The organism is Catenulispora sp. EB89 (assembly GCF_041261445.1).
Classification (GTDB): Bacteria; Actinomycetota; Actinomycetes; order Streptomycetales; family Catenulisporaceae; genus Catenulispora.
On sequence record NZ_JBGCCU010000008.1, the window covers coordinates 333,360 to 358,016 of the forward strand.

The 24,657-nt window shown below is 70.5% G+C and carries 23 protein-coding genes; 16 read left to right on the plus strand and 7 right to left on the minus strand.

All coding sequences use genetic code 11. The annotated features are described in order from the left end of the window. The first annotated feature begins 170 nt into the window (after window positions 1-170). The 3 genes from ABH920_RS19975 (at window position 171) to ABH920_RS19985 (ending at window position 2,262) form a co-directional block, all read left to right on the plus strand. Complete coding sequence (locus ABH920_RS19975; protein WP_370350549.1) at window positions 171-686, plus strand: hypothetical protein; 516 nt, start codon at window positions 171-173, stop codon at window positions 684-686. Window positions 687-835: 149 nt separating this feature from the next. Further along, entirely contained in the window at window positions 836-1,789 is a 954-nt protein-coding gene (locus ABH920_RS19980; protein ID WP_370350550.1) for a hypothetical protein, read from the plus strand. Window positions 1,790-1,869: 80 nt separating this feature from the next. Next, window positions 1,870-2,262 carry a nuclear transport factor 2 family protein gene (locus tag ABH920_RS19985; protein WP_370350551.1) on the plus strand — a complete coding sequence of 131 codons (393 nt, stop codon included), beginning with the start codon at window positions 1,870-1,872 and terminating at the stop codon, window positions 2,260-2,262. A 36-nt stretch (window positions 2,263-2,298) separates the two neighbouring features. Here the strand turns inward: ABH920_RS19985 and ABH920_RS19990 are convergent, their stop codons facing one another. After that, window positions 2,299-2,754 carry a VOC family protein gene (locus ABH920_RS19990; protein WP_370350552.1) on the minus strand — a complete coding sequence of 152 codons (456 nt, stop codon included), beginning with the start codon at window positions 2,752-2,754 and terminating at the stop codon, window positions 2,299-2,301. A gap of 65 nt (window positions 2,755-2,819) precedes the next feature. On the opposite strand from ABH920_RS19990, the gene ABH920_RS19995 reads away from it, so the two are divergent. Beyond that, window positions 2,820-3,425, plus strand: coding sequence for a TetR/AcrR family transcriptional regulator (locus ABH920_RS19995; protein WP_370350553.1), 606 nt, complete (start codon window positions 2,820-2,822; stop codon window positions 3,423-3,425). Between the two features lie 36 nt (window positions 3,426-3,461). Here ABH920_RS19995 and ABH920_RS20000 read toward each other — a convergent pair whose 3' ends face one another. Further along, the gene (locus ABH920_RS20000) at window positions 3,462-5,564 is read right to left on the minus strand and encodes an alpha-galactosidase (protein ID WP_370350554.1); all 2,103 of its coding nucleotides are present in this window, start codon (window positions 5,562-5,564) and stop codon (window positions 3,462-3,464) included. A gap of 138 nt (window positions 5,565-5,702) precedes the next feature. Here ABH920_RS20000 and ABH920_RS20005 point away from each other — a divergent pair, with 138 nt between their 5' ends. The 7 genes from ABH920_RS20005 to ABH920_RS20035 all read left to right on the plus strand — a co-directional run bounded on the left by ABH920_RS20005 (window position 5,703) and on the right by ABH920_RS20035 (window position 15,382). Further along, window positions 5,703-6,896: an ROK family protein gene (locus ABH920_RS20005; RefSeq protein ID WP_370350555.1), complete on the plus strand. Its 1,194-nt coding sequence runs from the start codon at window positions 5,703-5,705 to the stop codon at window positions 6,894-6,896. Between the two features lie 173 nt (window positions 6,897-7,069). Beyond that, complete coding sequence (locus ABH920_RS20010; protein WP_370350556.1) at window positions 7,070-8,380, plus strand: ABC transporter substrate-binding protein; 1,311 nt, start codon at window positions 7,070-7,072, stop codon at window positions 8,378-8,380. Between the two features lie 39 nt (window positions 8,381-8,419). Then, window positions 8,420-9,388, plus strand: a complete 969-nt coding sequence (locus ABH920_RS20015; protein WP_370350557.1) for a carbohydrate ABC transporter permease — start codon at window positions 8,420-8,422, stop codon at window positions 9,386-9,388. After that, a complete protein-coding gene (locus tag ABH920_RS20020; RefSeq protein ID WP_370350558.1) occupies window positions 9,385-10,305 on the plus strand; it encodes a carbohydrate ABC transporter permease in 921 nt (306 codons plus the stop codon). The genes ABH920_RS20015 and ABH920_RS20020 overlap by 4 nt, the downstream gene beginning before the upstream one ends. Before the next feature lie 15 nt (window positions 10,306-10,320). Continuing rightward, complete coding sequence (locus ABH920_RS20025) at window positions 10,321-12,159, plus strand: carbohydrate-binding protein (RefSeq protein WP_370350559.1); 1,839 nt, start codon at window positions 10,321-10,323, stop codon at window positions 12,157-12,159. Then, window positions 12,156-14,564: a glycoside hydrolase N-terminal domain-containing protein gene (locus ABH920_RS20030; RefSeq protein ID WP_370350560.1), complete on the plus strand. Its 2,409-nt coding sequence runs from the start codon at window positions 12,156-12,158 to the stop codon at window positions 14,562-14,564. Before ABH920_RS20025 ends, ABH920_RS20030 begins: the two co-directional genes overlap by 4 nt. A 239-nt stretch (window positions 14,565-14,803) precedes the next feature. Next, window positions 14,804-15,382, plus strand: a complete 579-nt coding sequence (locus tag ABH920_RS20035) for a hypothetical protein (protein ID WP_370350561.1) — start codon at window positions 14,804-14,806, stop codon at window positions 15,380-15,382. Here ABH920_RS20035 and ABH920_RS20040 read toward each other — a convergent pair. Both ABH920_RS20040 and ABH920_RS20045 read right to left on the minus strand, forming a co-directional pair. Then, the gene (locus tag ABH920_RS20040) at window positions 15,379-16,122 is read right to left on the minus strand and encodes an alpha/beta hydrolase (protein ID WP_370350562.1); all 744 of its coding nucleotides are present in this window, start codon (window positions 16,120-16,122) and stop codon (window positions 15,379-15,381) included. The genes ABH920_RS20035 and ABH920_RS20040 overlap by 4 nt on opposite strands. A gap of 70 nt (window positions 16,123-16,192) precedes the next feature. Further along, a complete protein-coding gene (locus ABH920_RS20045) occupies window positions 16,193-16,627 on the minus strand; it encodes a DUF4240 domain-containing protein (RefSeq protein ID WP_370350650.1) in 435 nt (144 codons plus the stop codon). 139 nt (window positions 16,628-16,766) lie between these two features. Between ABH920_RS20045 and ABH920_RS20050 the strand changes: the two genes are divergently transcribed. After that, window positions 16,767-19,607: an ABC transporter permease gene (locus ABH920_RS20050; RefSeq protein WP_370350563.1), complete on the plus strand. Its 2,841-nt coding sequence runs from the start codon at window positions 16,767-16,769 to the stop codon at window positions 19,605-19,607. 19 nt (window positions 19,608-19,626) lie between these two features. Here ABH920_RS20050 and ABH920_RS20055 read toward each other — a convergent pair whose 3' ends face one another. Together ABH920_RS20055 and ABH920_RS20060 are read right to left on the minus strand one after the other, a co-directional pair. After that, window positions 19,627-20,457 (minus strand): alpha/beta hydrolase fold domain-containing protein, encoded by an 831-nt coding sequence (locus tag ABH920_RS20055; RefSeq protein WP_370350564.1) that lies wholly within the window; start codon window positions 20,455-20,457, stop codon window positions 19,627-19,629. 10 nt (window positions 20,458-20,467) lie between these two features. Continuing rightward, window positions 20,468-20,842 (minus strand): hypothetical protein, encoded by a 375-nt coding sequence (locus ABH920_RS20060; protein ID WP_370350565.1) that lies wholly within the window; start codon window positions 20,840-20,842, stop codon window positions 20,468-20,470. 106 nt (window positions 20,843-20,948) lie between these two features. Between ABH920_RS20060 and ABH920_RS20065 the strand changes: the two genes are divergently transcribed. Further along, window positions 20,949-21,602 (plus strand): TetR/AcrR family transcriptional regulator, encoded by a 654-nt coding sequence (locus ABH920_RS20065; RefSeq protein ID WP_370350566.1) that lies wholly within the window; start codon window positions 20,949-20,951, stop codon window positions 21,600-21,602. A 155-nt stretch (window positions 21,603-21,757) separates the two neighbouring features. Beyond that, complete coding sequence (locus ABH920_RS20070) at window positions 21,758-22,183, plus strand: hypothetical protein (RefSeq protein ID WP_370350567.1); 426 nt, start codon at window positions 21,758-21,760, stop codon at window positions 22,181-22,183. On the opposite strand, the gene ABH920_RS20075 is transcribed toward ABH920_RS20070, so the two are convergent. After that, entirely contained in the window at window positions 22,132-22,851 is a 720-nt protein-coding gene (locus ABH920_RS20075; protein WP_370350568.1) for an SDR family oxidoreductase, read from the minus strand. The genes ABH920_RS20070 and ABH920_RS20075 overlap by 52 nt on opposite strands. Window positions 22,852-23,007: 156 nt before the next feature. Between ABH920_RS20075 and ABH920_RS20080 the strand changes: the two genes are divergently transcribed. Next, the gene (locus tag ABH920_RS20080; protein WP_370350569.1) at window positions 23,008-23,886 is read left to right on the plus strand and encodes a LysR family transcriptional regulator; all 879 of its coding nucleotides are present in this window, start codon (window positions 23,008-23,010) and stop codon (window positions 23,884-23,886) included. 77 nt (window positions 23,887-23,963) lie between these two features. Beyond that, window positions 23,964-24,605, plus strand: a complete 642-nt coding sequence (locus tag ABH920_RS20085) for a cysteine hydrolase (RefSeq protein ID WP_370350570.1) — start codon at window positions 23,964-23,966, stop codon at window positions 24,603-24,605. The last annotated feature ends 52 nt before the right edge of the window (window positions 24,606-24,657 follow it).

Sequence of the window (24,657 nt, forward strand, 5' to 3'; positions counted from 1 at the left end):
GGGGGCGGTGCCGCGCCGGTCGGCCGGCTCCGCCGGGAAGTCACGGTTTGGGCTCGACTGCCCGATCGGAATGCCGTGCTCTGATACGGCCGCTTACTCTGTGGATCTGCTCAGTCACGGGGAAGCGGGGTCGTCCACCACGTTCCGTTTCGGGTTATCCGGAGGTGAGCATGTTCGCCAAGAACAATCGCGGGAAGAACGCGCCGTCCGACAGGGATCTTTACAGCGCCATGCGGTTGATGGCGCTGGAGTCGGCGCAGCGTGGACCGATCCCGCGGCACCCCGATCACCCGGACGTGCACGGCATCCTGGTCGACGTCGGTCAGGAGAACGGCTACGTCGCGCTGTCGGTGGTCGCCGGCGGCGCGGCGAACCTCTACGTCGATGTCAGCGGTCCGGTCGGCCTGCTGGAGGCGGCGGCTGCCGAACGGTCGGCGCGGCGGCTGCTCACCACGACGCAGGCTTACTTGAAGTACTTCTCGTCGGTGGATGACGGGGAGCGTCCGCCGCGCGGCATGACTCGCGTGCATGTGGTCAACACCGGCGCGGGGCGCTTCGCCGATCTGCCGACCGAGGCGTTCTGGGGGCGGGCCGGGACGGGGCATCCGTTGTGGCCGGTCGTGATGAAGGTGCAGGCGGTGATCTACGCCATCCGGACCGGCGGGGATGAGATGCCAGAGTCCTGAGTAAGTGGCGCTGCTCGCCGTTCTTTGCTCGGCCGGAAGTTGACGCCGTTAACATCGGTTCGGCATGCTGGCTGGGGCGGCAAGTTAACGCCGTCAACATCCAGAACGGGGAGTTCATGATGTCTGCACTGCGTCATCGGTTTGCTGTTGTGCTTGTCGCCGTCGGTGTGGCGGCGGGGACGGCCACTACTGCTGCCGCCGAGGCTCCGGGGGTATCGGCGGTTTCTGTCATCGGGCAGGGGAGCGGCAATCTGCCTGGCGACCTCTTTCCGCAATGGGCCGGGGACCCCATCGACTTCACTGTCAATGCTCAGGCGTCGCCCGATCCGTCCGGGACCTTCGAAGTCACCCATCGGCGCGCTGACGGTTCGCTGTACACGGAGTTCTCCGGAACCGTCGTCTCCGTGGCGGCGGCGGGGCAGATGGCCGTGGTGAACGGGGTGATCACGGCCGCCGATGATCCTGCCAACCCCGGGCTCACCCTGGTCGGGGCCAAGGTCGCGATGACGTTCGACGAGCGTCCCGACGGCACGCGCGTGGGATTCGTCTGGGGGTTCGCGGGGCAGCCGGTTGCCGAGGGGCAGGGTGCTGTCCCGTTCTTCCCGCTCTCCAGTAGCTCGGTCATTGTCAAAAGCGGCGGCCGGCTTGGACCGACCGGTGCCAGGACCCTGACTGGCGGCCAGCCGAGCCAGGTGCCGGCGCGGCAGCTCAGCGGCACGGTCACCGGGGTCGATCCGGCCACCGGCGGGTATTACACGCTGACTACCAGCGCGGCCGTCGCCGCCGGGGCCGCGACGACGACGGCTCAGGGCACGTTCACGTACTCGCTCTACCAGCCCGACATCGCCAAGTCGACGAGCTACAGCGGCACGATCAGCTGCCTGGACGTCGGCGGCGACGACGCGGTGGCGACCGGGCAGATCACGGCGTCCAGCGGCAACGCGACGCTCGTCGGCAAGCGTGTAGCCTGGTCGGTTTACGACGACGGCACCGACAACTGGGTCACCGGCATCCTCGACTCGGCGGCCACGCCGGTGCACGGCTGCCAGGGGCCGGTCCCGGTCGGGATCGGGACCGGAGGGCACATCACCGTGACGGGTTGAGGGAACGCCGGGGAGGGCTATTGTGGGGCACGACCCAGTCGTTACTGAGCAGTAGCTCAGCTTGCCCGACCAGGAGCACCATGCACCCGTTCCGTGCGGCGGTGGAGGCCCGAGACACGGCGGCGATCGAGGCGATGCTCGCCGACGACGTCGTGTTCACCAGCCCTGTCGCGTTCAAGCCCTACCCCGGCAAGCCGATCACCGCGGCGATCCTGCGCGGCGTCCTGCGGGTGTTCGAGGACTTCCGCTACGTCCGCGAGATCGCCGGCGCGGACGGCCGCGACCACGCGCTCGTGTTCACGGCCACGGTGAACGGCAAGCAGGTCAACGGCTGCGACTTCCTGCACTTCGACGACGAGGGCAAGATCGACGACTTCATGGTCATGGTCCGGCCGCTGTCCGGCGCGCAGGCGCTCGCCGAGGCGATGGGTGCGCAGTTCGCGCAGATCAGCGCGGAGGTCGCCGGCGGCTGAGAGCCGCGGTGCGGAAGCTGCCGGCTGCAACGCCTCTCAGTGAGTTGCGGGCTGAATCAGCTCGATGAGGTTCCCCTCGGGGTCGTGGACGTAGGCGTATCGGACGCCCGCGGTGGCACCGGGGCCGGGCTTGACGACGGCGGGCGCGGCGCATTCGGTGGTCAGGCGCGCGAAGGCGGCGTCGAGGTCGGCGACGTGCAGCGCCAGGTGCGTGAACGTCTGGCGTGCGGTGGCCGCGAACGGGTCCGGGGTGTCGATCGGTGTGGAGCCTGCGCGCTCGGTGAATTCCACGCGCAGGCCCGCGCCGTTGCTCAGGATGGCGGTGCGGACGCCGGCTTCGGGCAGTTCCAGGCGCTCCTCGACTTGATCGAGGCCGAGGGCGGTGCGGTACCAGCGCTCCTGCACGTCGAGGTCGGCGACCGACAGGCTGATGTGGTGGACGCGGAACGCCGGTGCGGCGGCTGTGCTGGTCGTGCTGGTCGTGCTGGACAAGGGTCTCTCGCTCTCCTCGCAAGGTGAACACCATTTACCTGGTGAATAGTGTTAACCTTAACCCCATGCCGCCCCCCGTCAAGCGCCGCCCCACCGGCCACCACCACGGCGACCTGCGCAACGCCCTGGAAAAGGCGGCCCTCGAACTCGTCGCCGAGAAGGGGCCGCACGGCTTCAGCCTGAACGAGGCGAGCCGTCGTGCCGGCGTGAGCGTCGCCGCGCCCTACAAGCACTTCGCCGACCGGGAGGCGCTGCTCGCGGCGCTGGCCGTCACCGGCTACCGCGAGCAGCGGGAGCTGTACTCGGCGGCGGTGTCCGGGTTCGACGACCCGGCCGATCAGCTCGCCGCGTTCGCCGCCGCCTACGTGCGCTTCGCCGCCGAGCGGCCGGCGCTGTTCGACGTGACCTTCTACGCGGGCCTCGACAAGGCGCGCCATCCCGAACTCGCCGAAGCCGGCGACCTTCTGTTGGCGACGCTGCTTCCGCTCGCCAGCAGCGTGGCTTCGGACGAGGCGGCGGCCTTCGACCTCCTGCTGCGGATCTCCTCGGCGGCCCACGGGCTGGCCGTGTTCCTGCGCCAGGGCTTGTTCGGCATCGAGCCGGACGCGCTGGACGAGACCGCGGAACGAGCGGCGCGGACGGCGCGCGCGATCATCGCCGGCGTTGAGTAGCCGGAGCGATGATCACGCGCCGCCTGTGAGCGTCGCCTACACCCGCCGCAGATGAAGCAGAGCACTGCCGTAATCCCCACCCGGCAGCTCCACCTCCAACCCGGTCCGCGCCACCGCGCCGCTGATCCGCACGTCCCGATCGACGTCGTAGTACTCGGCCTCAGCATCCAGCGCGCTCAGCCGCACCAACGGCTGCGGCAGCCCGAACCCAGTAGCGGTCCGCCAAGCGATGACCACATGCTCCGCACCATCGGCAGACGCATAGTGCACTGCCGTCGAACGCCCCTCCGTCGAGGGCCGATACAGCACACCGTGCTGCACCACATGCCGGATCCGCTTGTACTGCGCGACGAACCCCGCAGCCTCCTCCAACTCGTCCGGCGTCCACTCCGTCAGCTTCCCGCCGATCCCCAGCGCGCCGGCCATCGAGACGTGGAACCGGAACCGCAGCGGCGTCGTCCGACCGGTCGCGATGTTCGGGCTGTCGGTCACCCACGCCGCCATGACCTCGGCGGGGAACACCATCCCGAAGCCGTGCTGGATCGCCAGCCGGTCCACCGGATCGGTGTTGTCCGACGTCCACACCTGGTCCGTGCGCGCCAGCACGCCGAGGTCGGCACGGCCGCCGCCGCCGGCGCAGGCCTCGATGCGCAGCCGCGGGTGGTCGGCGCGGAGCTGGTCCATGATGCGGTAGACGGCACGCGTGTGGTCGATCCACAGCCGGTCGGGGTCGGGATGCCCGGGCCAGCCGGCGTCGGTGACGGCGCGGTTCGCGTCCCACTTCAGGAAGTCGATCCCGTACTCGCGCACCAGCTGGTCGAGCCACTGGTGGGCCCACTCGGCCACGTCGGCGCGTCCGTAGTTCAGCATCAGTTGGTGCCGCAGCTCGGTCGGGTCGCGGTTCGGTGTGTGCACGACCCAGTCCGGGTGCGCGCGGTACAGGTCGCTGTCGGCGTTGACCATCTCCGGCTCGACCCACAGTCCGAAGCGCATGCCCAGCTGGTGCACCTTCTCCACCAGCGGTTCGAGGCCCTGCGGGAACGCTCCCGGGTACGGTTGCCAGTCGCCGAGGCCCGCGGTGTCGTCGCGCCTGCCGCCGAACCAGCCGTCGTCCAGGACGAACAGCTCGATCCCGATCCCGGCGGCGGCCTCGGCGAGCCGGAGCTGGCCGGCCTCGTCCACGGCGAAGCCGGTCGCCTCCCACGAGTTGTAGACGACAGGCCGGTCCTCGTGCGGCGTCGGGGACACGTGCCGGCGGACGTAGTCGTGCCAGGCGCGGGCCGCGCCGCCGAAGCCGCCGGTGGTGTGCAGGCCGGCGAAGACCGGGGTGGCCAGGCTCTGGCCCGGGGCCAGGGTCCAGCCGATGCCCTCGTGGCCGAAGCCGCCGGTCCAGGTGACGCGGTCGGACGGGTCCCGGTGCAGCGTGATCCGCCAGCTCCCGCTCCAGGCCAGCGCCGTGCTCCAGACCGCGCCGCGGTCCTCGTCGGCGGTGCCGTCGTCGATCGCGAGCCAGGGGTTGGCCTGGTGTCCGGTCAGGCCGCGGCGGCTGGTGAACACCGTCTCGGCGACCGGGACCTGGCCGCGGCGCGGCTGGAACTCGTGGTTCCAGCCGCCGACCACGTGGCTCATCCGGTAGTCGGTCAGGCGCGGGAGGCTCCAGGCGGCCGAGTCCAGGCGGCCGACGCTGATCGGCTCGTGGCCGTCGTTGGCCAGCACCGTCCAGCGCTCGATGACGTCGGTGTCCTGATACACCCGGTAGTGCAGCTCCGCCGACAGCGGGTAGCGGCGGTCCTGGAGCCGGATCACCAGGTGCCCGTCGCTGTTATCGGGGCCGGTGCTGATCTCGTGAGCGGCCGGGCCCCACTGCGCGCCGCGCGTGCCGTCGGCGAAGCGGACCTGCAGGCCGGCCGGGCCGAAGCGGGCGCCGGTCTCGATGCCGAGTTCGTCGGCCACGCCGTCGCCGGCGAAGCTGTTGGCGTTCCCGGGCGAGGTCAGGGCGCCGGCGTCGGCGTGGGCTGCGACGGCCTCCGGCGTGCCCCACGCGACGTGCCGGGGGCTGCCGTCCGGATCGGTGCGCAGCAGGTATCTGGTGTCGGGTGTGGTCAGCAGCCAGGTGCCGCGGGCAGCGTCGTAGGTCACGGGTTGCGGGGGAACACGCACAGGTCAACCTCACCAAACAGGTCTAGGGCGGTGGGAGCCGCGAGCTGCGAGCGTAGGGCGGGCCTTCGCTCGGAATCAATACTTGACGAAAGAAATTATTGCGCTTAGGTTTCCGCCATGTCTCCGAAGCCGAGCTCCTGGATGGGGTACAGAGCACCCCAGCCGCTCGCCGCCACCCCGGCTGCGACCGCCGTGCTGGCCATGGTCCTGACCGAGGGCCCGCTCAGCCGGGTCGACCTGGCTCGGCGGCTCGGCATCTCCTCGGCCGCCGTCACCAAGGCCGCCCGGCCTTTCCTGGACGACGGCTATCTGCACGAACTGGACTCCGAGCGGACGGCGCCCGGCGCCGGCCGCCCGGTGAGCCCGCTGGCGATCACCCCGGACCGGGAGTTCGTCGCGGGGGTGAAGGTGACCGCCGACGAGGTGATCGGCGTGGTCTGCGACCTCAAGGCGCGGATCCGGACCTCGGCACACCGGCCGCTGGCGGACTGCGGGCCCGCGACCGTGCTGGCCACCCTCACCGCGCTGGTCGACGAACTGCTCGACGCCGAACCGGAGCTGCGCGCCAGGACCCGCCTGCTGGGCCTGGCCGTCTCCGGCGACGTCGATCCGGCCGCCGGCCTGGTCCGGCTCTCGCCGCTGCTGGGCTGGGAGAACGTCGAGCTGGCCGGTCCGGTCGGCGCGGCGACCGGCCTGGCCGTGGTGGTCGAGAACGATGTCAAGGCGCTCACCGTCGCCGAGCACTGGTTCGGCGACGGCGTCGGCACCGACGACTTCACCCTGGTCACCGTCGGCGCCGGCATCGGCTGCGGCATCGTCACCGGCGGCCGGCTGCTGTCCGGGGCCTACGGCGTGGCCGGCGAGGTCGGCCACGTCTGCGTCGACGCCTCCGGACCGCGCTGCCACTGCGGGGCCCGGGGCTGCGTCGAGGCGATCGCCGCCACTGAGGCGATCGCCGGCCGGGCCCGGCAGCTGACCGGGCGCGACGACCTCACCTTCACCGAGGCCGCCGAGCTCGCCCGGTCCGGCTCGGCCCCGGTGCGCGCCCTGTTCTCCGAGGCGGGCACCGCGATCGGGCTCGGCATCACCGCCGTGGTCAACCTGATCGGCCCGGAGCGGATCGTGGTGTCCGGGGAGGGCCTGGACGCCTACGACCTGTTCGAGACCGAGATCCGGGAGGCGTACGCCACCCACGCCTTCGGTGCGGCGGCCCGGTGCCCGCTCACCATCCGGCCGCTGCCGTTCGAGGAGTGGGCGCGCGGCGCCGCCTCGGTCGGCATCCAGACCCTGTTCGCGCCCGCTCGCCGCTAGCGGGCTTCGGCTTCGACCCTCACAACACCGAACACCCCCGACCTCTGACCGGACCGGCACCCGCCGGACCCGGAGTTCGACGCACCCTTCGACGCACCCTTCGACGCACCACGGGGACCTGCCCGCCCGCAGGCGATCTCCCATACCCTCACCCCTCACTCAGGAGGACGACCATGTCCCGTGGACCGATCACCGATCGTCGTACCCTGCTTCGCGGCGCGATAGGCGGCGCCGGCCTGCTGCTGGCCAGCCCCGCGCTCGCCGCCTGCGGCAAGAGCAACGCCTCTTCCAGCGGCAGCGGGGGCGGCGGCAGCCAGGTGACGTTCGGCTCCGACGGCTCGGACCCGACCCCGCGCAAGGCCTACGGCGCGCTCACCAGCGCCTACACGGCCGCCAGCGGCATGCAGGTCCGCACGAACACCCTGGACCACAACACCTTCGCCCAGCAGATCACCGCGTACCTGCAGGGCACCCCGGAGGACGTGGTCACCTGGTTCGCCGGCTACCGCATGCAGTTCTTCGCCCAGAAGAACCTGCTGCACCCGATCGACGACGTCTGGGCCCAGATCGGCGGCGGCTTCTCCGACGCCGCGAAGAAGCTGAGCCTGGGCCTGGACGGCAAGGCCTACTTCGTCCCGCTCTACAACTACCCGTGGGGCGTCTTCTACCGGAAGAGCCTGTTCGCCGCCAAGGGCTACCAGCCGGCCGCCGACTGGGACAGCTTCGTCGCGCTGTGCGCGCAGATGAAGAAGGACGGCCTGTCCCCGCTCGCGGCCGGCTTCGGCGGCGGCGACTCCTGGACCAACCTGGGGACCTTCGACTATCTCAACCTCCGGATCAACGGCTACGACTTCCACATGCAGCTGATGGGCGGCAAGGCTGCGTGGTCCGACCCCCGGCTGAACGCCGTGATGGATCACTGGCGGCAGCTCTCCCCGTACCTGGAGGCCGGCGCCTCGGGGCGCAAGTGGCAGGACGCGGCGCAGTCGGTGTTCGACAAGAAGTCCGGGATGACGGTCACCGGCCTGTTCATGGGCCAGGCGATCACGGACGAGTCGCTGCGCGACGACATGGACTTCTTCGCCTTCCCGGCCATCGACCCGACCCACGGTCAGGACGCCGTCGAGGCGCCGACCGACGGCTTCGTCCTGAGCGCCAAGGCCAAGCACGTGGACGCCGGCAAGAAGATGCTCGAGTGGATCGGCACCTCGGCCGCCGAGACCGTCTACGCGGGCGTCGACCCGAGCAACGTCGGGGCCAGCACCAAGGCCGACACCAGCAAGTACAACGCGCTGCAGCAGAAGTCGGCGCAGATGATCGCCTCGGCGAAGTACATCACCCAGTTCGGCGACCGGGACAGCGACCCGGGCTTCATCTCGGCCGTGGTCGAACCCGGATTCGCGCAGTGGCTGGCCTCGCCCGACGACGGGGCGTCCACGCTGAAGAAGATCGAGTCCCAGCGCTCCCAGTACTTCACGTCCTGATGGCGGGCGGCGGACGGCAAGAGGACGAAGGGGAGTGGCATGGCCCTCACAGCTGACGTGACCGGCAAGAACGCCAAGGCCGCGGCACCACGGCGCAGACCCCGCACGCGGGTGCTGTCCGTCGGGGACAAGCTCTTCCTCGCGGTGCTGATCGGGGTGCCGCTGCTCGCGCTGCTCGCCTTCGTCTGGCTCCCGGCGCTGGCCTCGGTGGGGATCTCCTTCACCCAGTGGGACGGCATCGGGCTCTCCTCGATCCACTGGGTCGGCCTGCAGAACTACAAGAACATCTTCACGAACTACCCGCCGTTCTGGCCGGCCGTGGAGCACAACGTCATCTGGATGGTGTTCACCGCGCTGGTGCCGACGCCGGCCGGCATCTTCCTGGCCTACCAGCTGGACCGCAAGATCAGGTTCAGCCGGGTCTACCAGATGGCGATCTTCCTGCCGGTGGTGCTGTCCACGGCGGTCGTCGGGTTCATCTGGGAGATCGTCTACGACCCGGACCACGGCCTGCTCAACAGCGTGCTGGGGACCAACAACCCCAGCGGCAAGCACTACATCGACTGGCTCGGCGACCCGCACCTGAACCTGTGGGCGGTGCTCGTGGCCTCGGCGTGGCGGCACACCGGCTACGTGATGATCCTCTACTTGGCCGGCCTCAAGAGCGTGGACCCCTCGCTGCGCGAGGCGGCCGCGATCGACGGCGCCAACGGCCGGCAGACCTTCCTGCGGGTGATCGTGCCGGCGATGAAGCCGATCAACGTGACGATCATCGTGGTCACGGTGATGGAGTCGCTGCGCGCGTTCGACATGGTCTACGTGCTCTCCGGCAACAACGGCAGCAAACAGGGCCTGGAGCTGCTGTCGCTGCTGATCACCAACAACACCGTCGGTGAGTCGCCCCGCCCCGGGTACGGCTCGGCGCTGGCCACCGTGCTGCTGGTGGTGTCGCTCGCCGCGATCGTCACCTTCCTCGTGCAGAACTTCCGGAAGGAGCGCCAGGCATGACCACGACCACCGCGACCGACCTGCCGAAGGCGGCGGCCCCGGCCGGGCGTCCGGCGACCCGGAGCCGCAGACCGCGGGGGCTCGGCCGGCACGTGTTCCTCGCCCTGGTCTCGGTCGGCTGGCTCATCCCGCTGGCCTGGGCGCTGTTCACGTCGCTGCGCTCGTACTCGGACACCGCCGAACACGGCTATCTGAGCTGGCCGCACGGCCTGAGCTTCGACAACTTCAGCACGGCGTTCGACCAGTCCGGCATGCCGCACTTCTTCTGGAACTCGCTGCTGATCACCGTCCCGGCGGTGCTGCTGACGCTGCTGTTCGCCTCGGCGGTGGCCTTCTTCGTCTCCCGGTTCGACTTCCGGTTCAACATCGCGCTGCTGATGCTGTTCACGGCGGGGAACCTGCTGCCGGCCCAGGTGATCATCACTCCGCTGTACAAGCTCTACCTCCAGTTGCCGCTGCCGAGCTTCCTGAGCGGCTCCGGGTACTTTTACGACTCGGCGTTCGGCGTCATCACCATCCACGTCGCCTACCAGTGCGGCTTCTGCGTCTTCGTGCTCAGCAACTACATGCGCACGATCCCGCGGGAGATCAGCGAGGCGGCGCTGGTGGACGGCGCGCCGGTGTGGCGGCAGTACTTCCAGATCATCCTGCCGCTGTGCCGGCCGGCCTTCGCCGCGCTGGCCACGCTGGAGTCGATCTGGATCTACAACGACTTCTTCTGGTCGCTGATCCTCATGGAGACCGGCGACAAGCGGCCCGTCACCTCGGCGTTGGCCGGGCTGTCGGGCGAGTACTTCACCAATCCCAACCTCATCGCCGCCGGGGCGCTCCTGACGTGCATCCCGACGCTGCTCATCTATCTGGTCCTGCAGCGCCACTTCGTGGGCGGTCTGACCATCGGGGCCAGCAAGACCTGACCTGAGGGAATCATCATGCGCATAAGCATCAGACGGCCGCGCCGCGCGGTCGTGCTCGCCGCCCTGCTCGGCACGCTGCCGGCGCTCGGGCTGATCCAGCTTCCCGACGCCGCCGGCGCCGCCCGGGCTCCCGGGACGGCCGACGGCGGCAGCACCGCCGTTGACGTGGCGACCGCCGCCAACGTCGCCACCGCCGCCAAGCCCTACATGGGCTGGAGCAGCTGGAGTCTGGAGTCCACCACCGCTCCCGGCGTCAACGCCGCCGGCCAGGGCGGCTCGCTCACCGAGGCCGAGGTCATCGCCAACGCCGACGTCATGGCCGCCAAGCTGAAGCCGCACGGCTACACCTACGTCAACATCGACGCCGGCTGGTGGGTGGACGACAAGTGGAAGACGGAGTACGACGGCAACGGCATCCCGAAGGCCGACCCGACCCGCTTCCCCGACGGCATCAAGGCGGTCGCCGACCACGTCCACCGCGAAGGCCTCAAGCTCGGCCTGTACCTGCCGGTCGGGCTGGAGATCGCCGACTACCAGGCCGGGAACTTCCCGATCGCCGGTGCGCCCTCGTGTCATACCCATGACATCGTCTACTCCGATCTGCGCACCACGAACGGCTGGGACAGCGCCTACAAAATCGACTTCTCCAATCCCTGCGCGCAGAAGTTCGTCGACGCCGAAGCCAACCGCCTCGCCTCCTGGGGCATGGACTTCCTGAAGATGGACGGCGTCGGCCCGGGCTCGGTGAAGAGCGGCAACAACTACGACAACACCGCGGACGTCGCCGCGTGGTCGCAGGCCCTGAAGCGGACCGGCCGGGACATCCAGTTCGTCCTGTCCTGGTCGCTGGACCACGCGCACGTGGCCACCTGGCAGCGCTACTCCAACGGCTGGCGCATCGACACCGACGTGGAGTGCTACTGCAACTCGCTGGTGACCTGGCAGAACTCGGTGGTCGGACGCTGGACCGACGTCATCCCGTGGATCGCCGACGCCAAGCCCGGCGGCTGGAACAACCTGGACTCCCTGGACGTCGGAGTCGGCTCGATGGACGGTCTGACCAACGACGAGCGCCAGAGCTACATGACGCTGTGGGCGATCGAGGCCGCGCCGCTGTACACCGGGGACGACCTGACGAAGCTCGACTCCTACGGCCTGTCGCTGCTCGGCAACGACGAGGTGATCGGGGTCGACCAGGCCGGCCGTCCGGCCCGGCCGCTGACACAGGACACTGATCAGCAAGTCTGGTACAGCCGCAACCCCGACGGCTCGCTCACCGTGGCGCTTTTCAACCTCGGCACGGCCCCGGCGACCGTCACCGCGCCGTTCGCCTCGCTCGGCGTCAGCGGATCGGCGACGGTCCGGGACCTGTGGACGCACCAGAGCCTCGGCGCGATGTCCGGCCAGTTCTCCGCCACGCTGCCGGCGCACGGCTCCCGGCTGCTGAAGGTCGTGCCGAGCGGCGGAAGCCTGGTCTCGTACGAGGCGGAGTCGCCGTTGAACGTCCTGACCGGCGGCGCGGCCGTCACCGGATGCAGCGGCTGCTCCGGATCGCAGAAGGTCGGCAGCCTCGGCCACGAGGGCGCGCTGACGTTCACCGGGGTCAAGGCGGCCAAGGCGGGCCCGCACACCATCACCGTGGTCTACGACGACGGCGACACCAACGGCCGTCCGCTCACCTACAGCGCCAACGGCGGTCCGGAGACCACCGTCCAGGCCCCCGGCACCGGCGGCTGGAACACGGTCGGAACCCTGACGATCACCCTGCCGTTGCGGGCCGGAGCCAACACCATCACCTTCACCGGTCCTGACTCCACCACCTACTCGCCCGACGTAGACCGGATCATGCTGTGACGTCACGCGATCTGAAGCTGGCCTGGCCTCGGCCGGCGGGCAGCTGGTTCGAGGCCGCGCCGGTCGGGAACGGCCGGCTCGGGGCGATGGTCTTCGGCGGGGTGCGGCTGGGGCGTTGGCAGATCAACGATTCCAGCGTGTGGTCCGGCACTCCGTCGAGCCCATCTGAGGGGCTCGCCGCGGTTCTCGGTGCGGGTGCCGGTCCGGAGCGGCTTGCCGAGCTGCGCGAGGCGATCCGGGCGGAGGACTATCGGCGGGCTGACAGTCTGGCGATGTTGTTCGAGGGCCGGTACAGCCAGGAGTACCTGCCGTTCGTCGATCTCTGGATGTCTCTCGACGGGGACGGCGACTACCGGGGCCGGACGCTCAACCTCGACAGCGGTGTCGTCGCCGAGGAGATCGAGCTGGACGGCCGCCGGATCGTGCGGCGGACGTGGGCGAGTCGGCCGGCCGGGGCGCTGTGCGTCGCGCTGGAGGTCGCCGAGGGCAGCGTCGACATCGACCTCGAACTCACTTCTGAGTTGCGGGTCGTGGGGCGGACCGGGCTGAGCCTGGCCGTCGAGATGCCGATCGACGGCGCTCCGACGCACGAGCCGACCGCGCCGCCGCATCGCTATGGCGACGGTCCGGTCGAGGGTCCGGTCGACGGGTACGACCCGTTCGGCGTGGCGGCAATGGCCGTCGACACCGACGGCGACGTGCGCGTGGTCGACGGGGTCGTGCGGGTGGCTGGGGCTTCGCGGTTGCTGGTCGTGGTGACCAGCTCGACGAGCGGCGCCGACTTCTGGTCGCGGAACTCTCCGGCTTCGCGGGACGAACACCTGCGACGTGCGTCGCAGAGTGCTGAGGTCGCTGCCGCGCGCGGGGCTTCTGAGCTGCTGCGCGAGCACGAAGAGGATCTGCGCGGACTGCTCGGCGGTATGGAGCTGACGATCGGCGCGCGCCGGTCCGGGACGTTCGACGTAGCCGCGGATGTGTTGTCCGGTAAGGACGAGCAGCTGACGGCGACGGTGATCGTCCAGCTCGGCCGGTATCTGCTGGCCTCGGCGTCCCGGCCCGGCGGCGGTCCTCCGCCGAACCTTCAGGGCATCTGGAACCAGGAACTGAGCCCGCCGTGGTCGTCGAACTACACGATCAACATCAACACCGAGATGAACTACTGGGGCGCCGAGCAGGCCGGTCTGGGCGAGTGCCACGATCCGCTGTTCGGCCTGATCGAGCGGCTTTCCGAGGCCGGGGCGCCGGTCGCGCGGGAGCTCTACGGCGCGCGCGGCTGGCTCGCGCACCACAACACCGACATGTGGGGCTGGGCTCTGCCGGTCGGGATGGGGCACGGCAATCCGTCGTGGGCGTTGTGGATGATGGGTGGTGTGTGGCTGACCCAGCATCTGTGGGACCACTTCGAGTTCAGTCAGGACCTTGAGTTCCTGGGCGATCGGGCGTGGCCGCTGATGCGCGGGTGTGCCGAGTTCTGCTTGGACTGGTTGGTGGATGGCGCGGACGGTTTGCTCGACACGATTCCGTCGACCTCGCCGGAGAACCTGTTCGTCTCGCGCGCCGGGACGATCGAGTCGTTGTCGGTCTCGACGGCGATGGACATGGCGTTGATCCGTGCGCTGTTCACTCGGTGCCTCGCGGCCGCGGAGTTGCTGGGTGTCGAGGACTCGGTGTGTGCTGAGATCAGGACTGCGCTGCCGCGGTTGCGACCGCCGGGGCTGACCGCCGACGGCCGGCTGCTGGAGTGGGGCGAGGACCACGTCGAGCAGGATCCGCAGCACCGGCACATGTCGCACCTGGTGGGCGTCCACCCGCTGGACCAGATCGATCCGGATCGGACGCCGGAGCTGGCCCAGGCGGCGTTGGCGACGCTGGATCGGCGCGGGCCGGGGGCGATGGGCTGGTCGTGGTCGTGGAAGATCACGTTGCGGGCTCGGTTGCGCGATGCTGCGGTGGCGCGCGAGCTGCTGTTGGAGGCGGTTCAGCCGTACTCCGGCGATCCGCTGCTGAGCGCGCCGCCGGAGGGGACGGAGTGGGGCGGGTTGCTGCCCAACTTGTTCAGCACGCATCCGCCGTTCCAGATGGATGGCAACTATGGGCTGATGGCGGCCGTGGTGGAGATGCTGGTGCAGAGCCATGGCGGGGTTGTCAGGGTTCTGCCGGCCTTGCCGCCGGAGTGGCCTGACGGTGCGGTTCGGGGCGTTCGTTGCCGGGGCGGGCTGGCTGTGGATCTGGTGTGGCGCGGCGGGCGACTCAGCACTCTGTCGTTGCATCGGCTGCACGGGGATGACGGGCCGGTGTGGATCGACTACGAGGGCCGGCGGAAGGAGGTTCAGGTGGTGTGCGGCTCGTCGGTGGATTTCGGCGCGGAGCTGGAGGTTCGATCCCTCATTGAGCGCGGATTCTGAATCGGCGCCGATTCAGACCGGCGGGGAAACTTCGGGTGTTGTTATAGGGTTCAGGGGTGACAGAGGGGCGATTCGGTCGGCGCGGCGTGCTCGCTGCGCTGGCCGTCGGTGGGGTGCTGCCGGCGCTTGCCGCGTGTTCCGGCGGCGGGAAGCACAAGCACGATAAGCAGGATGGCGCTGGCGCCGGCGCCGCGGTCAGCAGCAGTAGCGCAAGCGCAAGCAATGTGGGCGAGGGCGGCATGGACGTTCTGATGATCATCCGGCACGCCGAGAAGCCCACCGGCTCCGGCGCCCCGTACGGCCTCACCGCCGACGGCGTGCAGGACGACCACTCGCTCACGATCCAGGGCTGGACCCGGGCCGGGGCGCTGGTCGGCCTGTTCGACCCGCGCGACTCCTCCGGCGGGCCGGTCGCGCTGCGTGCCGGTCTGACCCGGCCCGCGGTGGTGGCCGCAGCCGCGGCGGGCACCGGCGGCAGCAACAGCAAGCGTCCGCAGGAGACGGTGACGCCGCTGGCCTCGGCCCTCGGCGTGACGCTTGAGACGCAGTTCTCGGTCGGCCAGGAGGCGGCGCTCGCCACGTGGCTGATGGGCCCGACCGGCCCTTCGGGGCCGACGCTCGTCGCCTGGGAGCACCAGCACATCCCGGACATCATCGCCGGCCTCGGCCAGGTGACGCCGAAGCCCCCGACCTCCTGGCCCGGCGCCAGGTTCGACATCGTCTACGTCTTCACACGCGCCGCCGGCACCGGCGGCTGGACGTTCACGCAGGTCCCGCAGTCACTGCTGGCGGGGGACCTGTCGAGCCCGATCGGCTAGCCTCGCCGCAGGTGGCGGCTGAAGAAACGAAGCGAGCTGTCCAGCTCGAACGCCGGGGTCTCGGTGTGCGCGCCGGGGTTCGCGTGCAGGGTCTTCTCGGCCGAGCCGAACGCGTCGAACAGCGCGAGCCCTGCCTCCCTCGGCACGATGGCGTCGTCCCATTGCAGAACGAACTCGACGGGGATCGTGATGGCCGGCGCGAGGTCGAGCAACGCGCGCCCATGCGCCAGCCCGAGCACCGCTGCGGCGATGCGCGGCTCGGCGGCGAGCAGCCGCACGCCGACGGCGGTGCCGAAGGAGACGCCCCAGTAGCCGACCGGCCCAGCGATGCCGGCCTGGCCGAGCAGCGCGTCCAGCGTCGCCCGCCACTCGGGCACCGCCTGCGCGGCGACCTCGGTATTGAAGCGGACGACGTCAGCTGCCAGTGGCGCTTCGCCGGCAGCGGACCGCTCCCTGATCGCGCCGAGCAACTGCCGGCCGCGCTCGGTGTGCGGGCGGTCGCCGTAACCAGGCATGTCGATGGCGGCCACCGCGAACCCGCCATCGGTGACGTAGCGGCGCGCCCTGGCGACCAGCGCGTCGGCGGCCTTGTGCTGCCCGCCGCCGTGCCCGAGCAGGATCAGGGGACTGGCACGCGGTGCCGCCGCCTCGGACGGCGACCAGACCACGCCGTGGGCGTCTTCGTGCGTGAAGAAGCGCTCGATGACGCCGTCGGACACGGTCTCCGAGGTGTAGCGCATGCGTCTGTGATAGCACGCAACGATCAACGGACATGCACCAGGCTCGTCAGTCCTCATTCCGGCTGGGACGCTACCCCTTGGCCCATCCATCGTCGTTCGAGTACGACTCGTAGCTGTAGCGGGTCCGCCGGTCCCATTCCTCGCCGGTCAGGTCGAGGTATACCCGGTCCGGTACGTACAGCAGCTCCTCCGCCCCATCGCTGGTGAACTGCTCGAACACGCGCGGGTCGGCAAGAACGCTCTCGTAGACGGTTCGGCCGGCAGCGACAGCGCCGGCGCGGGCGTACAGGAAGCTGTCGCCGGAGTGGCCCTCCGCGAGCTCGTTCCGGTCCAGCCGGTACAACGCCCACGACAATTGCTCGGCGAACCCGACGACCCGATACACGGGCCCACTGCCGAGGGTCTTGATGAGCGCAGCGACCAAGCCGCGGTTGCCTGGATCAGGGCTGTCCGGAGTGCAGTACTCGATGAGTCGCCAGAAGGAGTCCTCGTCCACGGCCGCCATCATGCCGGACGACACTGACCGACGTTGCGCTGTCGCCGACGTCGGCCGTGAGCCCCTTGCGGGCGTGGATGCATACCCGGTATGTATATCTCCATGGCTCCACACCCTACTGAGTATGCACGGGTACTGTGATATGTCCGTGATCGCCGCTTGGTGGCTTCCGTTGCGCGTCGCCCGCCGGGAGGCGTGGCGGAACAAGCGTCGTTCGTTGCTGGTGGCGGCGATGATTGCGTTGCCGGTCGCTGGTGCTGTTGCCGCCGACACGTTGTGGCGCAGTGCTGAGGTGACGACGCAGGAGCAGGCGGTCCGCGACATGGGGCGGTATGACGCGCGGATATCCGCGGGGTCTGGTTCGGCGCTGTATCAGAGCCCGGATGGGGCCGACTCGGCTCCGGTGCGGGCTGGGGATTCGGGCCAGGTGCAGCGTGGTCCCGGTGGCGCCGCCGACCTCGCCGCGCTGCTTCCGGCGGGGTCGCACGTCGCAGGGCCCTACGTGCGCTACAGCCTCCAGGCGCTCGTCACCCTCGGCGACGGCCGGACGTGGGCGGGGATCCAGGAGTGCGACCCGGGCGATCCGCTTCAGGCGGGCATCCTGACCCGGCACAGTGGGCGTGCGCCGAGTGGCGATGACCAGGTCGCGATCAGTTCCGCGCTCGCGCGTCATCTCGGTAAGGGTGCCGGTGACAGCATCGAGGTGCGCGTCCAATCCGGTGACGGCAGCGCGCCGCCGTCGGCGCCGATGACCGTCCACGTCACCGGCGTCTACGACAGCACCTCGGCGCCTTACGACTCCACGATCTTCGCGCCGCACGCCGTCTTCAGCTCGGTGAGCACGGCGAGCACCGCGACGACCGCGACCACGACCACGGCGAGCGCCGCGACCACCGGGAGCCAGGCCGACAGTCCCTTCTACTTCGTCCGCGTCCCCGGCGGAGTCTCCTGGGACCTGGTCCGGCAGCTGAACGCGCACGGGTTCACCGCCGAGTCCAAGAAGGTCCTGGCCGATCCGCCCCCGCCGTCGCAGGTGCCGTTCTACTCGCTCGGACTGCCGATGTCCGGCCCCGCCGGCAGCAACGCCGAGGACCTGTTCGCGATGGCCGTGACCGGCGTGACGATCGTCCTGTTGGAGGTCGTGCTGCTCGCCGGTCCCGCGTTCGCGGTCGGTGCCCGGCGTCGGCGGCGCGACTTCGGCCTGCTCGCCACCGCCGGTGCGGACGGCGGGCAACTGCGCCGCGTCGTGCTGGCCGACGGCGTGGTGCTCGGCCTGGTCGGCGGCTGCGTCGGGCTGGTGGCCGGGGTGGCCGGCGCCGCGATCGGCTTCCCGTACCTCGATCGGGCGACGCACCAGGCGCCGGGCGGCTTCCGGCTGGCGCCGCTCGAACTGCTCGCGGCGTTCGCGGTCGGTGTGGTCACCGGCGTCATCGCCGCGCTGGCGCCCGCCGTCAGCACCGCGCGGCAGGACGTGGTCGTCGCGCTCACCGGACGCCGCGGGCAGTCCGCGCCGCACTGGAAGCTGCCGATCCTCGGTCTGGTGGGAACGGCGATCGGAAGTGCACTGATTCTGTGGGGCGCGTTCGCCGAAGGCCACAACAGCTACCCGGTCACCGTGGGCCTGGTCGTCGCCGAGCTCGGAGTCGTGGCCTGCACTCCGATTCTCGTTACCTGGTCGGGCAAATTCGGACGCTTGCTACCTCTGAGCGGACGCCTCGCTCTGCGCGACGGAGCGCGCAACCGCGGACGCACCGCCCCGGCGGTCGCGGCGGTCCTGGCCGCCGTGGCAGGCGCTTCGACGATCGCGATGGTGATCAGCTCCGACAGCGCCAAGGCGCGCGCGGAGTACAGCAGTGAGCTGCGCTCCGGCGAGGCGGCGCTGAGCCTGAACCCGCAGGCCGGCGTGGACCCGGCGCAGCTGGGGGCGCAGATCGCCGGGCTGTTGCCGACCCGGCAGTACGCCGTGGTGCAGGGCGTGACCTATCGCCCCGGGCTCGAGAACGGCTACATCCTGGCCCCGACCCTGGTCAGCGATGGCGTGGTTCCGGGCGAGCGCTTGCAGGCGTCGATCACGGACCGGCACTACGAACGGGGCGACGCGGGCTGTTGCACCGTCGGCGGCCCGGAGTTGCTGCGCACCATGCTCGGGTATCAGGATCCTGTCGCGGAGAACGTCCTGAGCCGAGGCGGCGTCGTGGTGTTCGGCCGTCCCGACGCCTCACACGCCGGGCCGAATCCGACGGTCGTCGTCGGGTTGGGCCAGGTGTGCGTCGCATCGGAGATCGAAAACGTCGGCGGCATCCAGGCCGTCAACGGCCCGATGAAATGCACGCAGCCGCCGAACCAGCTGACGCTTCCCGCAGCCTACGTCGACGCGCCGCGGCAGCGGACCAACGCCGTCATCGCCCCGGCGCCGCTGGACAAGCTCGGTGTCTACTACCGTCCCTCGGCGTTGCTGTTCGACGACGCGAGCATGCCCACCGCCGCGCAGGAGCAGAAGGCGTCCGATCTGGCCGCCGGGGACGGAATCACCTACCCGTTCTACGTCGAGCGCGGCTACCAGGACCACACCTATCTCGGGCTGCTCGCGCTCGCCGGCGTGGCCGGGGTGGTGATGCTCGGCGCGTCGGCCATCGCGACCGGCCTGGCCATCACCGACGCGCAGGCCGACCTGGAGACGCTGGCCGCGATCGGCGCGCGGTCCCGGGTGCGGCGCAAGCTGGCGGCGTCGCAGGCCGCGGTCACCGCCGGACTCGGCGCGCTGCTCGGGGCGGCGTTCGGCCTGCTCCCGGCGATCGGGATCATCGAGGTCGGGGCACGCGGCGCGTACGGCGCCCCGAGGATGGGGGCCGGCGACCGGGTCTATCTGTCGGTGCCGTGGCTGTTCCTGGCGCTGGTGATCGTCGCGCTGCCGCTGCTGGCCGCCGGCGGCGCGGCGGTGCTGACGCGGTCGCGGATCGACATGCGGCGGCGGCGCTTACAGGGGTAGGTGCTTATCGCGGTGGTCGCTACGGGGCGGCCGGGGCGAGTTCGCGCACGAAGAAGGCCACGACCTGGTCGACGAGCTGCTGCGCGTCGGGGTGTCCTTCGAAGACGTGGTCCGCGCCTTCGACCGGGGCGAACTCCGCGCGAGCCCCGGCCGCGACCAGGGCCTTGTGCAGGAGCTCGGCCTGCTCGACGGGGACTTTGCGGTCGGCGTCGCCGTGCATGATGAGGAACGGCGGCGCGTCGGCGCGGACGTGGGTGACCGGGCTGGCCAGCGTGGCGGCGGCCTTCAGCTTGTCGCCGTCGCCGTCGCCGTCGCGGTCGCGGTCGCGGTCGCCAGCGCCGTCGTCGCCGAGCAGACCCGCGATGGCGCTGAAATGGCGCAACGCGACCAGGTCCGTGGGCGAGCACCAGGTGGCGGCCGCGGCGATCGGGAGGTCGGCTCCATCGTCGGCGGGGGAGAGCGCCGCGAGCGCGCCGAGCGTCCCGCCCGACGACTCGCCCCAGACACCCACGCGCGCCGGGTCCAGTCCCCACGTCGAAGCGTTGGAGCGCAGGTACCTGATCGCGGCCCGCACGTCATGCAACTGCGCCGGGAACTTGGCCTCACCGGAGAACCGGTAGTCGATCGTCGCGGCGGCTATCCCGGCCGCGACGAGCGTGTCGAACACCGCGTTCGGCGCGAGGTTCGACGGCAGGTAGCGCCGATCGCCGGACCAGAAGGCCCCGCCGTGCATCCAGACCACGACCGGCACCGGCGAGTGCGCGCCGGCGTGCGCCGGGAGGTGCAGGTCCAGCAGGAGCGGCCGAAAACCCTGGATCTCGGCGTATGTCAGGCCTTCGAGGGTGCTCATGCGATTGGCCTCAGCGTTCCCGGAATCCGCCGAGGAACCGGCGGAACACGCCGCCCTCCCGGGGCAGCGGCGGCCGGGGCGGCGGCGCTTCGGTGCGGCGGGTGGCGATCGGCTGGTCGTAGTCGGTGCGCAGGAGCGCGTCGATGGTCTGCTGCTCGTCGAAGTCCTCGGAGCCCTCGATCGTCGGGACGTACCCGACCAGCATCCCGTCCTTCATCACCTGGGCCTCCAGGCCCGCGGTGTCGTCGGTGTCCCACTCGGCCTGGCGTCCGCCCGACAGCATCACGCGCACGCCGAACTGGTAGACGCTGACCTTGGCGACGTGCGCGTCCACGCCGCGCTCGCGGAGGGCGTCGACGACGCGGCGCGCTCGATTCTCGTCCATGCTGATCAGGGTAACCGGCTGACCTCGGTCTGGGCCTCGACGATGGGGACCCGGCGCTCTTTCCGCGCGTTGACATCTTGATCGCTATCGCCATAGCGTCGGTTATGTGAGTCCTGACGCCGAGCCGCCCCCGCGCCGCCTCACCCGCGCCGAGGCCAAGGCCCGGACCCGCGAGCGGCTGCTGGACGCGGCCGCGCAGGTGTTCGCGCGCCGGGGCTTCGGCGGCGCGTCGGTGGACGAGATCGCCGAGACCGCCGGCTATTCGACCGGCGCGCTGTACTCGAACTTCGGCGGCAAGGACGAGCTGTTCCTGGAGCTGCTGGACAGCCGGACCGGCCTGCGGCAGGACGCGGCGGCGGCGATCGTCGGCAGCCGCGACAAGACGGTGGAGCAGGTCCAGGCGGAGCTGAACCGGATCCTGGTCGAGGCCGCGGACGGGGACAGCGACATCGCGCTGTTGCAGGCCGAGCTGTGGCTGTACGCGATCCGTCGGCCGGAGTTGCTGGAGCGGTTGGCGTCGCGGTTCCGGGGCAACCGTGATGTGTTGAGCGGGCTGCTGGCGGAGCGCGCGCAGGCGCGGGGGCAGGCTGAGGATCTTCCGTTCGACGATCTGGCCACGGTGGTGCTGGCGCTGTTCCAGGGGCTGGTGCAGCTGCGGCGGACCGATCCGGAGCTGGTGCGTCCCGAGCTCTACGGGACGGCGCTGAGCTGGATGTTCAGGGGGATCAACGAGGCCTCCTCGAGGCCTGACGAAGGCTGATCAGCACTCTTACACGTCACTGATTCACCGCACCGCCGCAGGTTCTGCCTGCGGCGGTTTTCGTATGCCCGCAGCGTGATCAACGTACTCAGCGTGATCGACGCGCTCGGCCGTGCGATTGACATAGCGATCGTTATCCGAATAGCGTTCGCTACGTGAATGCAACCCTGACCGGTCTGCCGAAGTCGATCCGCTACCTGCTCGGCGGCGTGATGATCGGCCTGTTCTGGTACCTCAACCGCCACCGCCCGCCGTGGGAGGAGGCCCTGCGCACGATCGTCGTGTTCGCCGTGCTGATGGCCGCGCTGAAGGCGAAGGTCAGAAGCGCCGGGATCGACATCCACCTGATCCCGCTGGTCGTCAGCAAGGCGGCGGTCGTCGTCGCCGCGGCCGTCGTCGAGCAGGTGCTGGAGCACTCAATGCGGGCTTCGTCCGATGTGCCGCTGTTCGTCGCGCTCGGGCTGGCCGCCACGGTCGCGGTGCTGGGGCCGTTCGGCGACAGCCACTACTTCACCGTGGCGGCCGAGGCTCAGACCAGCACGGAGCCGCCGTCGACCGGGACGATCGCGCCCGAGGCGTAGGTCTGCTCCATGCAGTACACGAAGGCGCGCGCGATCTCCTCGACGCGGCCGGTGTGCCCGACCGGCGTCGTCTTGGCCGTGGCCTCGAAGAGCGCGTCGCGCTGGTCCTCCGGGAGCGCGGACCACAGCGGGCTCTCCACGACGCCGGGGCGGACCAGGTTGACCCGGACCGGGGCGAGTTCGAGCGCGAGTTCGCGGGTCAGGGCCTCCATGGCGCCGCAGATGCTGGCCGCCACGGCCCAGCCGGGGGCGGGGCGCGGGGCGGCCGAGCCGCCGGTGAGGGTGATGGAGCCGGTCGGGGCCAGGTGCGGTGCGGCGGCGCGGACGGCCGCCAGGACGCCGAAGTACCTGATCTCGAAGAAGCGGCGCGCGGTGTCGACGTCGAGCTCGGCGATGGGGGAGAGGGCCAGCGGCTCGCCCGAGGTGTACGCCAGGTGGTCGAACGCGCCGATCTGCTGGAAGAGCGTGTCGAGCGCGGCCGGGTCGCGGACGTCGACCGCGTGGCCGGTGGTGCCGGCCGGCAGTTCGCTGAGCGCGTTCTGGACGCTCTGCTGCCGTCCGGAGACGACCACGACCTGGGCGCCGCGCTCGGCCGCCGCGTGTGCCGTGGCCAGTCCGATCCCGGACGTGCCTCCGATCAGGACGACGCGCTGTCCGGTGATGTCCATGGCGGTTCCCTTTTCTCGTTGGTGCCGTTGGCGTTGTCTTTGCTGTCGCCGTCTGCCTTACGACGTCCACGATCCGCTGCGCGACGGTCGCGCGTCCAAGACCCGTCCGGTCGGCTGTGATACCTTCAAGGCATCACAGGTAGCCGGGAGGCCTACATGGACCTGGACCTTCGCAAAATCCGCTACTTCATGGCGGTCGCCGGCGAGCTGAACTTCGGGCGTGCGGCGCAGGAGCTGCACATCGCGCAGCCGGTGTTGTCGCGCCAGATCCGGGCGCTGGAGTCGGAGCTCGGCGTGCAGCTGTTCGTGCGCGATCGGCGGCGTACCGAGCTGACCCCGGCCGGCGAGGCGCTGTACGCCGATGCCGGGCCGGTGCTGGCGGGGGCGGAGGCGCTGCGGCGGCGGGTCGGGCGCGCCGCTCGGGGGACGGACGCGTTCACCGTCGGCTTCATGCCCGGGCTGATCGTGACCGGCGCGGTCAGGGCGCTGACTGCCGCCCATCCGCAGCTGCGGGTCGAGGTGCTGCGGACGAGTTGGGCCGATCAGGTCGAGGTGCTGCGGGACGGCCGGGCTGACGTCAGCTTCGTGCGGCTTCCGGTCGACCAGCGCGGCCTAAAGGTGACGACGTTGTTCGAGGAGCCGCGGGTCGTGGTGCTGCCGAGCGGGCATCGCCTGGCGAGCAAGGACGAGATTCATCTCGACGACCTTGCCGGCGAGACGCTGCTGCAGCCGCACAAGGCAGTTCCCGAGTGGCAGGCGCTGACCGGCGATACCGCGCCGCGGGACGAGGGTGGTCCGGCGCCGCTGGCCGTCGAGGAGAAGCTGGAGCATGTCGCCTCGGGGAGCGGCATCGTGATTCTGCCGGCGTCGACCGCCGGGTTCTATCAGCGTCCTGACGTGGTGACCGTGTCGATCGCCGACCTCGGGCCCACGCGCGTGGCCCTGGCCTGGGACGCGACCCGCCGGAGCCGGTTGATCGCCGAGTTCGCGGCGCTGGCCGCGGTCCACCTGAGCTCGCCGCGACCGACGGGATGACAGCGTCGTGACACGCCGGTCGTCCGGTCGGCGCTCGGTTGCCTCACGGGCCCGGGCCTGCCTGTAGCGTCGTTCCCGTGGATCGTTTCAACGGCTTGGAAATCCCCGAATCCCTCGCGGAAGCGCTCGACCCCGCGAAGACCGCCCTGATCGTCTACGACATGCAGGTCGGCGTGCTGCGCCAGATCGCCGACGGCGAGCAGCTGCTGGCGAACGTCAAGCGCGTCCTCGCCGCCGCCCGCGAAAGCGGGATCCGCACGATCTTCCTGCGCCACTACTTCATGCCCGCGGCGCTCGCCGGCGTCTTCCAGCTGCGGCAGGCCAAGATCTGGCAGCACAAGACCGCCGCCGCAGACACCCGGCCGCTGATCCCGCACGGCTCGCCCGGCTTCCACCTGGTCGAGGGCCTGGACCCGACCCCCGACGAGCCGATCATCGACAAGATCACGATGTCCGCCTTCGAAGGCACCCCGCTGGACCTCGTCCTGCGCGACTGCGGCATCCGCAGCTACCTGATCGTCGGCGCCGCGACCGAAGTCGGCATCGAACCCACCGCCCGCCACTCCACCGACCTCGGCTACATCCCCGTCATCGTCCGCGACGCCTGCGGCGCCGGCCACCCCGAAGCCGCCGAGCGCGCCCTGGCCGGCCTGGCGTTCACCGGCGACGCGTTCCTGACGGACACTGAGGAGGTGTGCCGGATCCTCGGGGCGCTGTGATGGGGCCTCTGTCGCGGTTTTGGGTATCGCAGCCCTCGGCCTCGACCGGCAC